The organism is Planctobacterium marinum (genome assembly GCF_036322805.1).
GTDB classification, from domain to species: Bacteria; Pseudomonadota; Gammaproteobacteria; order Enterobacterales; family Alteromonadaceae; genus Planctobacterium; species Planctobacterium marinum_A.
Window position 1 is genome coordinate 1,039,445 of sequence record NZ_AP027272.1, and the last position, 14,595, is coordinate 1,054,039.

Here is a 14,595-nt window from a genome sequence, read left to right on the forward strand (position 1 = left end):
GTGTCGCTTTCAAAACCAGTACACACTTTGTTTTAAGTTTTAATCTTGTTTAGCGATTTGGATATCGGTTATGGAAAAAAGGAACACAAAAGGAAGTTTGTTCCGCAAGGAAGCATTGGAAGGTCAGAAGCACCGACTACATGGAGCCGTGTTGGTTTTACCTTCCATTAAATTATCCGTTATCGCGATGGCACTGGGAGTGTGGGTGATTGCGCTGTTAATTTGGTTATTTCAAAGTGAGTATGCACGCAAGGAAACAGTTCAAGGTTGGTTAGAGCCAGAGGATGGTGTGATCCGCATATTTGCTGAGTCTGCTAGTGGCAAAATTAAACGCATACTGGTTGCCGAAGGAGACTATGTAGAAAAAGGGCAAGCCCTGATCGTGGTGAACGGTGATCGCGCTCTACAGGATGGCAGTAGCATGGAAGAACAATTACTGGCTGAGTACGATAAGCAGAAGTCGTCGTTGACTGAGCAAATGACCCGCAATTCCCAGATCTATTTTCACCGTATTCAAGATGCCAAGGCACAAATTGAAATTGTTGAGCTGGAGAGTGCACAACTACAACAACAATTGAGCTTGCTTAAACGGCGTCATGAAATGGTAAAAGAGCGGCTCGCCAGTAGTCAGCAAGTGCGACGTCGCGGTCACATATCAAGATACGATTATACCTTGGTGGTTGCGGAGGAGCTGTCATTGCAGAGTGATATTGCTGGCATTACCCGGCAGTTGTTGAGCCAGCAAAACAGCTTGCAGCGTTTGCACTCAGAGCTACGCATTTACCCTGAGGAAGAGATGAATAGCATTGCCCAATTGCAGAGTCAGTTGAGCATGGTGGCACAAAAAATTGCGCAGCTGCACGGTCAGCGCGCTCACGTTATTAAGGCGACGCAAAGTGGCTTTATCGCCAATATTCAGATTCACTCAGGTCAGTATACACAGACCAATTTACCGCTACTGAGTATTGTACCCTCTGATTCCAGTTTGCAGGCGCGTTTGCTGGTACCAGTTCGTGCTGCTGGTTTCATACAAGCCGGGCAAAGTATCGATATGCGTTACGACGCCTTTCCTTATCAAAAATTTGGCTTACACAAGGGTATGGTGCTGGATATTTCCAGCGCGGCAATCTTGCCTGGCGAAATAAAACAATTGGCAGTGAACGTTCAGGAGCCGGTATTCATTGTTAAAGCTTCGCTGGATAAAAACTGGGTACAGGCCTTCGGGCAAAAGCTGGCTTTGAAACCAGGTATGACCTTGTCAGCCGACATCCAACTGGCAGAGCGCAGTTTGATGGAATGGTTGCTCGAACCGCTGTATAGCATCAAAGGGAGGTTGTAATGGCTACTCAAACGTTAAATCTGTCTCGGCATACAGATGCCTTATTGAATTTCGGCGCCCGAAATCGTTTACCACTTATATTGCAAACCGAAGCGGCTGAATGTGGTTTAGCTTGTCTTGCTATGGTGGCCGGCTTTCACGGTTTGGATACTGACCTGAATACCTTGCGGCGCAGACATTCTATTTCGGCTCACGGGGCCACGCTCAAGCAGATTATGGCGGTTGCCGCATCCATGGCTCTCACCAGTCGGGCACTGAAATTGGATTTATGCGATCTGGCTCAGTTACAAACACCCTGCATTTTACATTGGGAAATGAAGCATTTTGTGGTGCTGAAGCAAGTTCAAGGGAATAAGGTAAGTATTCACGATCCCGCTGTGGGAGAAAGGCTTTTAAAACTGGAAGAGGTGAGTGCCTGTTTTACCGGAATTGCCCTTGAGTTGGCACCCTCGTCGCAATTTAAACCTGGCGTAGAAAAGTCCCGCCTGCATTTCACCCAGTTATGGACTTCCATCTCAGGGCTGAAACGCAGTCTGGCGCTGATTGTGCTGCTCAGTTTATTGCTGCAGATATTTGCTATCGCCAGTCCCTATTACATGCAAACCGTGGTGGATGATGTCTTGTTGCGCAGCGACGCCAACTTACTCCATGTCTTAGCACTAGGGTTTGCCTTGCTCTTGCTACTGGAAGCCGCCACTTCACTGCTGCGCCAGGTGGCGGTGATGTGCCTGTCGAATCGACTCAATATGCAAATGAGTGCCAATGTTTTTCAACATCTTATTCGCTTGCCAATGGAGTATTTCATAAAACGCCATATGGGGGATGTGATTTCTCGCTTTGGTTCGCTGCGCCACATTCGCGAATTACTGACCAATGGTGTTGTGGCGGTGTTTATCGATGGGGTGATGGCGGTGATCACCTTGGTGGTGATGTTTATCTACGACGTACACCTGACCTTTATCGTGCTGGCGGTGGTGTTTTTATATGGCTTATTGAGAGTTCTGTTGTATCGACCCGTCCGTCGTCTTTCCGAAGAACATATCGTGGCTTCCGCTAAAGAGAATTCTCATTTTATGGAGTCGGTACGGGCCATTCAAACGGTGAAGCTATTTGATAAAGAAACCGAGAGACAAAACCAATGGCATAACAATCTTGCCGAAGCCATCAATAAAGGTATCGCCATTAACAAGTGGCAAATTGGGTTTGATGTGGCCAACAAAATTCTATTTGGCCTTGAGAACATCCTGATCATCTATTTTGCAGCCACCGCGGTGATGGGTAATTTAATGTCTGTAGGCATGCTATACGCATTCATCAGTTACAAAAGTCGTTTTGTGGCTGCTATGGATAATCTCATTAGTAAGGCCATCGAGTTCAAAATGCTGGATTTACATTTTGAACGTTTAGCTGATGTTGTGTTTACCGATATTGATCCGGTTGTTGAGCAGCAAATTCAGGGTCTTATCGGTCACTCGGTTGAGCACAAGCAGGAGATGAAAGGCAATATATCGGTAAAGCACTTGAGCTATCGCTACAGTGATTTAGACGCCCCGATACTCAAAGATATTAATTTTGAGGTAAAGCAAGGTGAGACCATCGCAATTGTGGGGGCCAGTGGCAGCGGTAAAAGTACGTTATTGCGCTGCTTAATGGGGCTCAGTATACCTGGTTCTGGTTCAGTGCTGGTGGATGGCAGGCCGATACAGCAATGGCCGGATTATCGCCAGCAGATCTCTGGAGTACTGCAGGATGATCAGCTGCTCAGTGGCAGTATCGCCGACAATATCGCTTGTTTTGAGCATGATATCGATGACGAGAAAGTTGTACTTTGCGCTCAGCTTGCCTGTATCCACGACGAAATCATGCAAACCGCTATGCAATACAACACCCTTACAGGAGACATGGGGGCAAGCTTGAGCGGCGGTCAAAAACAACGCATTTTATTGGCCCGTGCCTTTTATCGCCACCCCAAAATACTGTTCATGGATGAGGCTACCAGCCATCTGGATATTAATAATGAAGCGATGATCAACGCCCATATCAAGCAATTGAACATGACGCGTATCATCATTGCTCACCGACCTGAAACCATAAAAACAGCGGATCGCATATACCTCTTAAATGAGGGGTATTTGCAAGAGCTGTGCAGCGAAAATGAACTCACCCAACCCAATCAGCCATGCTGAAGGAGAGAGACCATGTCTACTGTAAATGATAACTCTACAGAAAAGTGTGTATCAGCCTTGTCGAAACGCGAACACCAGGTAATGGAATACGTGGTAATGGGGCTATCCAATAAACTCATCGCGCGAGAGCTGTTTTTGACTGAACGCACCATTAAATTTCACTGTAGTAATATTTATCGTAAACTTTGCATTAAAAACCGGGCGTCTTTAGCACTTTTTGCGAAACAAAGTGGATTAATAACAGGCGCTGAAAGGGCGGCGTGACTATTCAGGAGCAGTATCCGGCAAAGGCGCTTGCGCCGTTGCCGGGGGCTAGTTGAATCGAAATTAGATTTGATACTGTAGTTGGCGTACAAGGTAGTCGATTACTGCCTGGCGGTCGGCCTGCATGGCGACTTTTACCAGCTTACCTTCGTCGTCTCGGTAAGTGTTGCCTTCTGATGGCTCACTGGTGCGCACTGACAGGCGAATGTCGTGCCAGTCAATGACATCATCGTTTAAGCCCAGACAGCAGGTGGCCATGACATCCCACAAATAGTAGGTGAACTCGTAAGTGGGAATCGATGCTACGGTACAGGCCCAAAACTGTCCTGCAAGCTCTACTAGCGGGTAAGAACGATAGGCCGACAAGTCTTTTAAGAAAGCCATGCTGATGGGTAAACAATTGGTGGCATCCAATGGCATAAACCATAGTGGTGCGCCAGATTTCAACAGACTATCTGCGGCTGGTGCGTCCCAGTAGACATTCCATTCAGCGCTACCGTCGTGATTGTAGTTAGCAACATTGCCTTTGGTATCTATTGCGCCGCCCATCCAAATTACCTTGTGCAACTTGTTGAGGCAATCGGGGGATAGCTCCAGAGCTTTAGCCAGATTACTGCAGGGGCCGGTCATTAATACTGTCATCGGTTCATCACTGGCTAACAAAGCGCTTTGCATGTATTCGTGAGCAGGTTGTTTACACACCATGGACCAGTCATCTTCGCAGGACAACATGGTGGGCAAAGCATTGACCATTTTAGGTTGCGCTCGCCAGTCATAGTGAAAAGGGTTAACACCATGCAAGTTACCTTGCGCTACAACAACGTCTTTCCTGCCAAATAAATCTAATATTTTTAAGGTACTCTTGGTGGCATCCGTTAAAAAACAATCGGCAGGTGTAACGCACACAGCCTTGAGATCAATATGCTCCATGGTGAGTAGCAGCATCAATGATAGTAAGTCATCTACACCGCCGTCATGGTCAAAAATGACGGGTGTTTTTTTCATAGGGAGGTCCCTCCTTTTCCTTCAATACAATCAAACAAAAAAGGGGCCGAAGCCCCTTCAGATTTATTAGTTTACCAAGCTATTTCACCTTGAATTTGCCTACTAATCCGTTCAGTTCACTAGACAAATGCATCAGCTCTTTAGCATTGGATGCCAGGGTATCACTTGAATTTGCAATACCGGTTACCGAGTTACCTATCTCAGAAATGTTGTTATCGATCTGTGTGGAGCTTTGGTTTTGAATCTCGGCGGAGCGAGCAATCTCATCCAGGCGCGTTCTGATTTGAGCCACCGCGGTACTGATGTCCTCAAAAGATTGATTCGCATGAGTGGATTGTGAAGTTGCTTGCTCGGATTGCTCCAGACTCGAGCTCATTTTACCGGAAACAAAACGCGTTTTATCCACCAGATTATTGAGCATCGTGTCAATTTCTTCGGTGGCGTCATGAGAACGCTTCGCCAAGGTGCGAACTTCATCGGCTACAACGGCAAAGCCTCGGCCTTGCTCTCCAGCTCGAGCAGCCTCAATGGCGGCGTTTAGTGCCAACAGGTTGGTTTGTTCTGCAATGCCGCGAATAACACTCAGAATCTGAGTAATGTTGCTACTCTCATTCTCCAGTTCCTTCATGGCAGATGCCGATTCGCTGATGGTACTACTCAAACGAGTGACATCATTCACCATGGCACCAATTATCTGAGTTCCCTCTTTGGCAGAGGTTTCAGCATTGGACACCATTTCCAAGGTATTGGAACAGTTGGTGGCCACTTCTTTGGAGGTTTCAGCCATTGCGGAGGTGCCATTGGCGGAATCTTCAATGGCCTTTTCCTGTTCATGGCTGGCATCTTTAATACTGTCTACGATGTGGCCGATTTGCTGTGATTTGTCTGCCAGTAGTTGCGAGTCATCTTTGATGTCTTGCACCAATGAGCGTATGGAATCTAAAAACTGGTTAAACCAACGAGCCAAATCCCCGGTTTCATCTTTAGCATCTACAGCCAGGCGTTGGGTCAAATCTCCTTCACCGCTGGCAATATCTTTTAATCCTTTTGATACCACCAGTATTGGTGCCACCAAGCGCTTAGCTTGATAAATCCCGAGGAACACGAAAACACCTACCATAGTGCCGGCAAGTAACATTATCAACAAGCTCATGGCATAAGTTGGGGCTAAAATTTCGCTGCTATCAATAATACCAATGAAATGCCACTTGAGGGTAGGTGAGTAGTAAGTGGTTACTTGCACATCAGAGTCAAGGTGTTCTGTTTCAAAGTTGGAGGAGGCGCTACTTCTTAAGCGTTTTGCCAGCTCGTTATAAAATGGCGAATCGATGTCGCCTACCTTTTTGAAGTTATTACGCGGCGTTTTTGAATCTGCTAATACTACGCCGTTATCGTCTACCAATACCAGATAACCGGACTCACCTAACTTGATGGACTTAACAATGTCCGTCAGGGTAGTCAGTGATACATCCATGGATTGCACGCCTATTGCACGTCCGGAGTTATCGCTTATGGAATACATAACCGATACCATAGGGCCGCCTGTTACCCCTTGATAGGCATCAGTAATCCCGGCTTGATTAGGGTTGCTCATTCCTTGTTGATACCAAGGCCGTTTGCGTGGGTCGTAACCGCCAATGGATTCGGCAGGATATTGAATAAAGCCGCCTTGTGGGGTACCCAAGTAAACGTACAGAAGTTCTTCGTGGGTAGTACCAAATTGACGATACAAATCAAAAATCTCAGCTTCAACAGGATGGGCGTTGAGTGGGTCCATCATGCGTTCATCACCGAAATAGGTGCTGGTTTCCAGCGGTACGGATTTTACCAGCGGGTGTGCTGCCAGAAACTTGGCGTTGGATTTAACCTGCTCAAAAAAGAGCTTGAAGCTGTTATCTATCTGGCGAATTTCATTTTGAGTCGCCGTAATAAAGTTGTCTTTTGACTGACTGGTAGTCTTGGAAATGCTAACGATGGCGATGATGAGAGTCGGTAAAATTACCGAAACAGCAATGGCCACAATTAACTTCTGTTGCATTTTCATAGGCGTTCATTCTGTGTTTATTGTTATAACTATTTATGAAACATCCATGTAACGCGATGAGCATGTAGGGTATTGCTCAAAGTCACGAATCTTTCACTTAAATGTACCTTATCATCGGCATAATAGGTAGAACGATGACCAATAAATCGCAAATTTATTAATAAATTACACATAAATTTGCGTTATGACCCTGTCGCTATTGCATGAAATGAGCACGGATAAATGACTTTTTCAGCACTTATGGTTAAGCTAAAGACTGTTTTATTAAAGGCAAGAAACAATGACCCAGGTAGTGATTAGTGGTTCAGGCTTGTGGACCCCAGAATTCAGCATCAGCAACGAAGAGCTGGTGGATAGCTATAATCAATTCGCAGATAAATTTAACGCTGAGCACAGCGCCCAAATCGAAAGCGGAGAAATCGCCGCTAAACCTCATTCCAGCGCGGAATTCATTTATAAAGCGTCGGGCATTAAGAGCCGTTATGTTTACACCAAAGACGGTATTTTGGATGTGGATCGTATGCGTCCGACAATTCCGGAGCGCGCAGAGGATGAGCTTTCCAACCAAGCCGAGATTGGTGTAAAAGCCGCCAAACAGGCATTGGAAGCCGCAGGCAGAAAGGGCAGTGAAGTTGATGCTGTCATTGTATCTTGTGCCTACACACAAAGAGCTTACCCCGCCGTTGCTATTGAGATTCAGGAAGCATTAGGTGTTGAAGGTTTTGGTTTTGATATGCTGGTAGCTTGCTCGGCAGGGACCTTTGCCTTGCATCGCGCTTGGGAGATGGTGAAATCTGGCACTGCGCGTTCAGTGTTAGTGATCAACCCAGAATTGGTGACGCCACAGTTAAATTTCTGTGATCGCGATAGCCACTTTATTTTTGGAGATGTCGCCACGGCGATGCTGGTGGAAGCGGCAGATTACAGTGTTTCCGACAATCAATATGAAATTCTCAGTACCTCGGCCAAAACCAAATACTCTTCTAACATCCGTTCCAACTTCGGTTACATGAGTCGGGCCAACGATGTTGATGCCTTTGGCACTGATAAACTGTTTCATCAAGAAGGCCGTAAGGTCTTTAAAGAAGTTTGCCCAATGGCAGCAGAGCACATCCTGGCACACATGGGGCAACACAATCTCACCGCCAATGACGTTAAGCGCTGGTGGTTGCACCAAGCCAATATCAATATGAATATGTTGATTGCCAAGAAGATTTTAGGTCGTGATGCTAACCCTACTGAAGCGCCTGTGGTGTTGGATCGCTATGCCAATACGGCTTCTGCTGGTTCATTGATTGCGTTTAATTTGCACCAAGAGGATATGCAGCCCGGGGATTATGGCGTGTTGTGTTCTTTCGGGGCAGGTTATTCTATTGGCAGCCTGGTGGTACAAAAGCGCTAATTACGCCTCATTAAAAAGCAAAGCCCGCGAGTCGCGGGCTTTCTTGTGTTAGGTGCCGGGTCGTTTATACAGTTTCGAATAAATCTTCTACTTTTTGCCGGATTTCTTCGATTTGATCCACTGCGGAAGGTGCAATAAAGATAGTATCGTCACCTGCGATGGTGCCCAATACGCCATCAGAGCGTCCCAGTGAGTCCAGTAAGCGAGCGATCAGTTGTGCTGCACCGGGTGTAGTGCGAATAATGATCATCACGCCGTTGTGCTCTACATCCAATACCAGCTGTTTCAGTGGGCTTTTGGCAGTGGGCATGCCTAATTCAGGTGGTAAGCAGTAAACCATGTCACCTTTGGCATTTCTGGCCCGCACCGCGCCAAACTTGCTCAGCATACGAGATACTTTTGATTGGCTGATATTGGCAAAACCCATGCTTTTAAGCACCTCTACGATTTCGCCTTGAGAGCCATAAGACTCAGCTTTTAATACTTCTTTAAACGCCTTGATTTCTTCTTCTTGTTTGCTGGTCATCTGTGATTCTGCTCGCCATTCAATGTGAAGCGCTATTTTGCCGACATGTAACAAAAAAGTAAACGTTACAGCTGATGATGATAATGTGTATTGATTTTGCAGAAAATGACCATACACTAACCGACTGACAGATTAACTGATCGGTCCTCTTTACGACTAAATTTGATTTAGCTCACAAAGAAGACAGCTTCGCAGCCTGACAAAGCAACATAGTATGACTATTCTTGAGGCAGGCTAAAAACGCGATATTTTTGCACTTCATAGGAGAATAAAATGAAAGTAGCAGTTTTAGGTGCTGCCGGTGGTATTGGACAGGCATTATCCCTTCTTTTGAAAACTCAATTACCCGCGGGTTCTGAATTGTCACTGTACGACGTTGCCCCAGTGGTACCGGGTGTTGCTGTTGATTTGAGCCACATTCCTACTGATGTGAAAGTACAGGGTTTCGGTAAAGACGACCTGACTGACGCGCTGAAAGGCTGCGATGTGGTACTTATCCCTGCTGGCGTACCAAGAAAGCCGGGTATGGACCGCTCTGATTTGTTCAACATCAATGCGGGTATCGTACGCAACCTGGTAGATGCGATCGCTGATACTTGTCCTGAAGCGTGTATCGGTATTATCACTAACCCTGTTAACACTACTGTAGCGATTGCTGCAGAAGCGCTTAAAAAGAAAGGCGTTTACAACAAAAACAAACTATTCGGTGTAACAACTCTGGACGTTATCCGCGCCGAAACCTTTGTTGCCGAATTGAAAGGTTTGAGCCCAGAAGCAGTGCACGTTCCGGTAATTGGTGGTCACTCTGGTACCACTATTTTACCATTGCTGTCTCAAGTTGATGGTGTGCAGTTCACTGATGAAGAAGTGGCATCGCTGACTACTCGTATCCAAAATGCCGGTACTGAAGTGGTTGAAGCAAAAGCGGGCGGCGGCTCTGCAACACTTTCAATGGGCCAGGCGGCGGCGCGTTTCTGCTTGTCATTGGTAGATGCTATGAACGGCCAAAACGTTGTGGAATACACTTATGTTGAAACCAACAGTGATGACGCTGAGTTCTTTGCTCACCCGGTACGCTTAGGTCCGGCGGGCGTTGAAGAAATTCTGCCTTACGGCGAATTAAGCGCATTCGAACAAAAAGCCAAAGATGACATGTTGGAAGGCCTGCGTGGTGATATTAAATTAGGTCAAGACTTCGTTAACGGCTAAGCCTTGCTTTAGTCATTAATTTAGAGTAAAAAACCAGCCGGTTGGCTGGTTTTTTTGTGCCATTTTTACAGGGATTAGTATGAGAAGGTTATTAATTAGTCTTATCGGACTGTCGTTGCTGGGTTCTTCTCAGGTGTTAAGCGCGTCAACACAAGACGAAGAGCACAAGATGCAATTGGTGGAGCGCTTGTTTGAAGTTTATTTTGCAGACTCAATCAAAGACTCCATGCGTAATAGCGTTACACAGAGCGTCGAGCGGGAAAAAGAGCGACTAAAACTGGATTTCCCACTTGAACAATACAATGGCATCTTGCAGGATTACTTGCAGCAATATGAAGCGTTACAGATTGAACGGCAGGAAAGCTACGCTTCATTGTCTGGTCTAAAGCAGCATTATGCAGACTATTACACTGCATCAGAACTTGAGCAGCTCATTGCTTTTTATGAAAGTGATCTTGGTAAAAAGCGTGTTAATTTTCAACCTTCAAGCACTAATAAAAAGAATTTCAAAACGCAGCAAGAAGAGTATTGGGACGCTTTAACTGCATTAAAAGAAGAGCTTTCTTTTAATCTGCGCAAAGCAGGGGGAAGCTGGGAGAAGTATCTACACACCACTCCACCTATGAGAGCTATCGAACGCTCAGAGGCTTTACATCATTTGGGTAAGGGGGTTGAAGGTGTTTTTGAATTTAAAATAAAAGCGGCGGCGGTTGCCAACGGTTGGCTTTACCTCAATTCAGAAAAAGATTATCGAGACCGTCGTTGTTTAACCGTGAAAATACCAGAAATCTTCATTGATGAGTTACGAGCTAGCTATGGTTACGACCTGGAAAAGGAATTACCAGGACTGTCTTTAATGGCGAAAGGAGAGGCCAAAAGGCATACCATTCGCGCAATGGGGCCAGGTAATAAACCCTCGTTTCCTTACTATCAAACCCATGTGACATTAGATAGCCTCGAAGACTTGCTGTTAAGTCCTAAAAGAGACTAATCGTCTATGGTTTGAATTTTCCCTTTGCTCAGCTCGATAAGTCTATCTGTACTGAGCTGCGCCAGTTGAGTAGGGACTTCAAGCTTGCAACAGACAACATCGCTATAGACTCTGTCGCTAATGATTCCGCCTTGCTCTTTTGTTACGTATTCCAACAGGTTTACCTGATCGAAAGGTACCCGCAGCTGTATGCAGGTGAGCGGCACTTTTTGCACTGTTTGCAACTCTAAAAGCGCCTGTTTTACACCACCGCCATAAGCTTTGACCAGACCCCCTGTGCCCAATTTAATGCCGCCAGAATAGCGCGTGGTAATCGCGGTGATCTCGCCGACGCCGCTACCCGCTAATTGGTTGAGCATGGGCTTTCCCGCAGTTCCTGAAGGCTCGCCATCGTCGCTAAAGCCGTATTGCATGGAATTTGATGGAGCACCTGCCACAAAGGCCCAGCAATTGTGTCTCGCATCACTAAATTCAGTTTTGATTTGAGCGACGAAAGCTTTCGCTGTATCTATTGAAGGGGTGTGCATAAGTCGTGTAATGAAGCGGCTTTTTTTGATCTCTTCTTCAAAAATAACAGGGCCTGCAGGGATAGCATATTGCTGATCGCTCATGGATTAATCTAATCGCTTGGTAATTTGCTGGTTTCCGGCAATCTTAGCATTTTTGCGATTGACAAACACGCCATTAAGCTTTATCTTTCGCGTCCGTTTTCGGGAGATCTAATTCTGAAAACACAACTTTTCAAAACTTCATTTTTGATTAGTAAGCCCAGGTGGTGAAATTGGTAGACACGCTAGCTTCAGGTGCTAGTGGCCGCAAGGCCGTGGCGGTTCAAGTCCGCCCCTGGGCACCATTCTTCTTATGGTAATTCATCCGTAGTTTTTCAAAGACAAAATCTCAAAATAAATTTTAAGCCTTCGTAAGGCAGACCTGTAATGAATCACCAACGAAGAGGGGTTAACAGGCACCTTTCACGACTACGTCGTTCAGGTATTCTACACATCCTTGTGTCTCACCGCTTCGCGGCCATGCTACGCATGTTGAGCAATGCTCCCGGCATTGCTGCTCCGCCCAAGGCACCATTCTTCTTATGGTAATTCATCCGTAGTTTTTCAAAGACAAAATCTCAAAATAAATTTTAAGCCTTCGTAAGGCAGACCTGTAATGAATCACCAACGAAGAGGGGTTAACAGGCACCTTTCACGACTTCGTTGTTCAGGTATTCGACACATCCCTGTTTCTCACCGCTTCGTGGCCATGCTACGCATGTTGAGCAATGCTCCCGGCATTGCTGCTCCGCCCCTGTCACCATCCCTTTTTAATACACTCCAGCGTATTCCGTTTTAAAAATTAGTGTTGATTCATTGCTGACCGTAGAATCCTCTCGCCAGACAATGTAATTTTCAATCCGGCACTTTAATGTTCAGATTGCCTTGCAAAGCCGTATCCGGATCGGCGCCGTAGCGGTGTCCTTTGTCAAGCGCATCGATGGCGGCTATATCCTCATCAGTCAGGGTGAAATTACCAGGATTCAAATTGCTTTGAATGTTTTTCAAGGTTTCTGATTTAGGGATAATGATGCGTTCTTTTTGCAGATCCCATTTTAAGATCACCTGCGCTGTCGACACCTGATATTTATCGGCAATCTGCTTAATGACCCGGTCTGATACCGGTTTTTCTTCAATCGCTACGCCACTCCAACTACCTGAACCCAAAGGCGACCAGCACGAAACCGCGATATCTTGTGCCTCGCAATAGCGCACCAGTTCCTGTTGTTGCAAATAGGGGTGTATTTCCAATTGGTTGTATACCGGTTTTATTTCGGCAAAATCCAAAATCTGTTGGATATCGGATTTCCTGAAATTGGATAAACCCAAAGATCGAATCTTTCCCTGAGCATGCAGTGTTTCCATTGCCTGCCAGGTTTTTTGGGTTTTTTCAGGGTTGGGCCAGTGAACCAGGTATAAATCCACGTAGTCCAGTTGCAAACGCTGCAAAGAACGTTGCAAAGCCTGTTGCGTGCTGTGTTCTCCTTGTTCGGTGTCCCATACCTTAGTGGTAATAAAAAATTCTTCTCTAGGAATACCGGATTCTGCGATAGCCTGACCCACACTGCGCTCATTACCGTAAACCGAGGCGGTGTCCAGGTGGCGATAACCGGCTTCAATGGCACTTAATACAACATCCTCTACATGTTGATCGTCTTGCTGCCACTGGCCAATAGCAGCGGTACCAAAACCAATTTGAGGAATAGTCAGGCCGTTGTTAAGTTGAATATTTTTCATATAAAGTCCCTCCTTTATTACGCGATTTTTGTCATTTCTTGTAACTCGAAGCCGATAATGGCGCCTGATATCTTTTCATTGAAGGTGCGTATCGCTTCGCCTTCCATGTGTTGCTTCCATAGCGCTTTGTTTTGCCAGGTCTCTACAAAAACAAAACGATTTGACTGTTGTTTGTCCTGGTGCAATTCGTAAAACAGGCAACCTTCTTCCTGACGCGATTGCATTACCAATTCCAGCATGGCGGCTTTTACTTTTTCCAGCTGGGTAGGGTCGACTGTAGGTCGGGCAATGATGGTTAACATCAATTGGACTCCTGTTGATTAATGGCCTGCCAGTACTGCTCTAGTAAAGACTGTGTTAACAAGGCTCTTTTAATGCTGGCTTTTGCGCTGGCACTGCTTGGGATTTGCGCGATTTGGGCAAAACTCTCCACTAAATTTACTGCCTGTGGCCGGGAAGAGGGCGTCGCTTGATACTGCCACTGCTCCGGTGTTTGCATGCCACTACGTTTTGTATAGCCAACCTGGTAAGAAGGATCATCAAAAGCAAAACCAGAATTCCAGTCCAATACGAAGTCATCAATGCTTACCATGCCACTTTCACCCAGTATATCCAGGTCCATCACGCACACACCGGCGTTATAACCAAAGTCAAAGGTGCTGCTTTTGCCATCAACAAAAGCGATGTGACCGCCTCCACGAATGATCGCGCCAGTTTCTGGATCGGTGACCACACTACCACTCACTGCTTTTACATCTACCTTGGGTTGCAGGTATTCCACGATAGCGCGCATGGAATACCAGGTCATGTCGCCAACAGCGCCAGTGGGTTCTTTTTCAGGATCGAAGCGAATATTGGCTCTATCCATGAACGGGAAAAAGAAGCTGCTTCTGAGCGCTTGCGGTGTGCCGATTTCTTGCATTAATCCACCATTGGCCAACTGTTGGGTGCGAGGGTGGTGAGTAAAGTGCGTAGCATCCATAAAGGCAACACATGCCTGTTGAGCAGCACCAATAATGCGCTCTAGCGAAGAAAAGCTAGCGAAAGGTTTGTCCACCAACAGGTGTTTTTTCGCTTGAGCCGCCGCAATTGCGATAGGCTCTTTTACCGAAGTTGGTGTGGCGATATACACGGCATCAACCGTATCTGATGCCAGCATTTCTTCAGTATTAGCAAACACCTGTGTTATGCCTTGTTCACTGGCAAAGGTTTGCGCTGATGTTTTACTTCGGCTTGTAACACCGGCGATAATTGCTCCTTGGCTTTGTTTTATTGCATTGGCAATGACACCAGCAATCATACCTGCGCCAATAATTCCAATTCGTAGTGGTTTCATAGTTCACC

At 46.1% G+C, this 14,595-nt stretch carries 14 protein-coding genes and 1 tRNA gene; 8 read left to right on the plus strand and 7 right to left on the minus strand.

Annotated features, from left to right (window positions below):
* Positions 1–70: 70 nt before the first annotated feature.
* Genes AABA75_RS04595 through AABA75_RS04605 form a run of 3 tightly spaced genes read left to right on the plus strand, consistent with a single transcriptional unit; the run spans position 71 to position 3,789 of the window.
* Positions 71–1,339, plus strand: coding sequence for an HlyD family secretion protein (locus AABA75_RS04595; RefSeq protein WP_338291348.1), 1,269 nt, complete (start codon positions 71–73; stop codon positions 1,337–1,339).
* Positions 1,339–3,525 carry a peptidase domain-containing ABC transporter gene (locus tag AABA75_RS04600; RefSeq protein WP_338291349.1) on the plus strand — a complete coding sequence of 729 codons (2,187 nt, stop codon included), beginning with the start codon at positions 1,339–1,341 and terminating at the stop codon, positions 3,523–3,525. The genes AABA75_RS04595 and AABA75_RS04600 overlap by 1 nt, the downstream gene beginning before the upstream one ends.
* A gap of 12 nt (positions 3,526–3,537) precedes the next feature.
* Positions 3,538–3,789 (plus strand): response regulator transcription factor, encoded by a 252-nt coding sequence (locus AABA75_RS04605; RefSeq protein WP_338291350.1) that lies wholly within the window; start codon positions 3,538–3,540, stop codon positions 3,787–3,789.
* A 63-nt stretch (positions 3,790–3,852) separates the two neighbouring features.
* Here the strand turns inward: AABA75_RS04605 and AABA75_RS04610 are convergent, their stop codons facing one another.
* Both AABA75_RS04610 and AABA75_RS04615 read right to left on the minus strand, forming a co-directional pair.
* On the minus strand, positions 3,853–4,794 hold the full coding sequence (locus tag AABA75_RS04610; protein ID WP_338291352.1) for a nucleoside hydrolase: 942 nt from the start codon (positions 4,792–4,794) through the stop codon (positions 3,853–3,855).
* Positions 4,795–4,873: 79 nt separating this feature from the next.
* A complete protein-coding gene (locus AABA75_RS04615) occupies positions 4,874–6,838 on the minus strand; it encodes a methyl-accepting chemotaxis protein (protein ID WP_338291353.1) in 1,965 nt (654 codons plus the stop codon).
* Positions 6,839–7,118: 280 nt separating this feature from the next.
* On the opposite strand from AABA75_RS04615, the gene AABA75_RS04620 reads away from it, so the two are divergent.
* The gene (locus tag AABA75_RS04620) at positions 7,119–8,240 is read left to right on the plus strand and encodes a beta-ketoacyl-ACP synthase III (RefSeq protein WP_338291354.1); all 1,122 of its coding nucleotides are present in this window, start codon (positions 7,119–7,121) and stop codon (positions 8,238–8,240) included.
* A 64-nt stretch (positions 8,241–8,304) separates the two neighbouring features.
* Here the strand turns inward: AABA75_RS04620 and argR are convergent, their stop codons facing one another.
* On the minus strand, positions 8,305–8,766 hold the full coding sequence (argR, locus tag AABA75_RS04625; RefSeq protein ID WP_338291355.1) for a transcriptional regulator ArgR: 462 nt from the start codon (positions 8,764–8,766) through the stop codon (positions 8,305–8,307).
* A gap of 273 nt (positions 8,767–9,039) precedes the next feature.
* On the opposite strand from argR, the gene mdh reads away from it, so the two are divergent.
* Positions 9,040–9,975, plus strand: coding sequence for a malate dehydrogenase (gene mdh, locus AABA75_RS04630; protein WP_338291356.1), 936 nt, complete (start codon positions 9,040–9,042; stop codon positions 9,973–9,975).
* 79 nt (positions 9,976–10,054) lie between these two features.
* On the plus strand, positions 10,055–10,966 hold the full coding sequence (locus tag AABA75_RS04635) for a DUF2059 domain-containing protein (protein WP_338291357.1): 912 nt from the start codon (positions 10,055–10,057) through the stop codon (positions 10,964–10,966).
* On the opposite strand, the gene AABA75_RS04640 is transcribed toward AABA75_RS04635, so the two are convergent.
* Positions 10,963–11,577: a YigZ family protein gene (locus AABA75_RS04640; protein ID WP_338291358.1), complete on the minus strand. Its 615-nt coding sequence runs from the start codon at positions 11,575–11,577 to the stop codon at positions 10,963–10,965. The two genes, AABA75_RS04635 and AABA75_RS04640, sit on opposite strands and share 4 nt — an antisense overlap.
* 155 nt (positions 11,578–11,732) lie before the next feature.
* On the opposite strand from AABA75_RS04640, the gene AABA75_RS04645 reads away from it, so the two are divergent.
* Together AABA75_RS04645 and AABA75_RS04650 are read left to right on the plus strand one after the other, a co-directional pair.
* Positions 11,733–11,819: transfer RNA gene (locus tag AABA75_RS04645), tRNA-Leu, on the plus strand.
* 82 nt (positions 11,820–11,901) lie between these two features.
* Positions 11,902–12,063 carry a hypothetical protein gene (locus AABA75_RS04650; protein ID WP_338291359.1) on the plus strand — a complete coding sequence of 54 codons (162 nt, stop codon included), beginning with the start codon at positions 11,902–11,904 and terminating at the stop codon, positions 12,061–12,063.
* Between the two features lie 306 nt (positions 12,064–12,369).
* On the opposite strand, the gene AABA75_RS04655 is transcribed toward AABA75_RS04650, so the two are convergent.
* The 3 genes from AABA75_RS04655 to AABA75_RS04665 are packed head-to-tail and all read right to left on the minus strand — an operon-like array spanning position 12,370 to position 14,587.
* Positions 12,370–13,251 carry an aldo/keto reductase gene (locus AABA75_RS04655; RefSeq protein ID WP_338291361.1) on the minus strand — a complete coding sequence of 294 codons (882 nt, stop codon included), beginning with the start codon at positions 13,249–13,251 and terminating at the stop codon, positions 12,370–12,372.
* Between the two features lie 17 nt (positions 13,252–13,268).
* Positions 13,269–13,553, minus strand: a complete 285-nt coding sequence (locus AABA75_RS04660) for a putative quinol monooxygenase (protein WP_338291362.1) — start codon at positions 13,551–13,553, stop codon at positions 13,269–13,271.
* Positions 13,553–14,587 (minus strand): Gfo/Idh/MocA family protein, encoded by a 1,035-nt coding sequence (locus tag AABA75_RS04665; protein ID WP_338291363.1) that lies wholly within the window; start codon positions 14,585–14,587, stop codon positions 13,553–13,555. The genes AABA75_RS04660 and AABA75_RS04665 overlap by 1 nt, the downstream gene beginning before the upstream one ends.
* Positions 14,588–14,595: the final 8 nt, after the last annotated feature.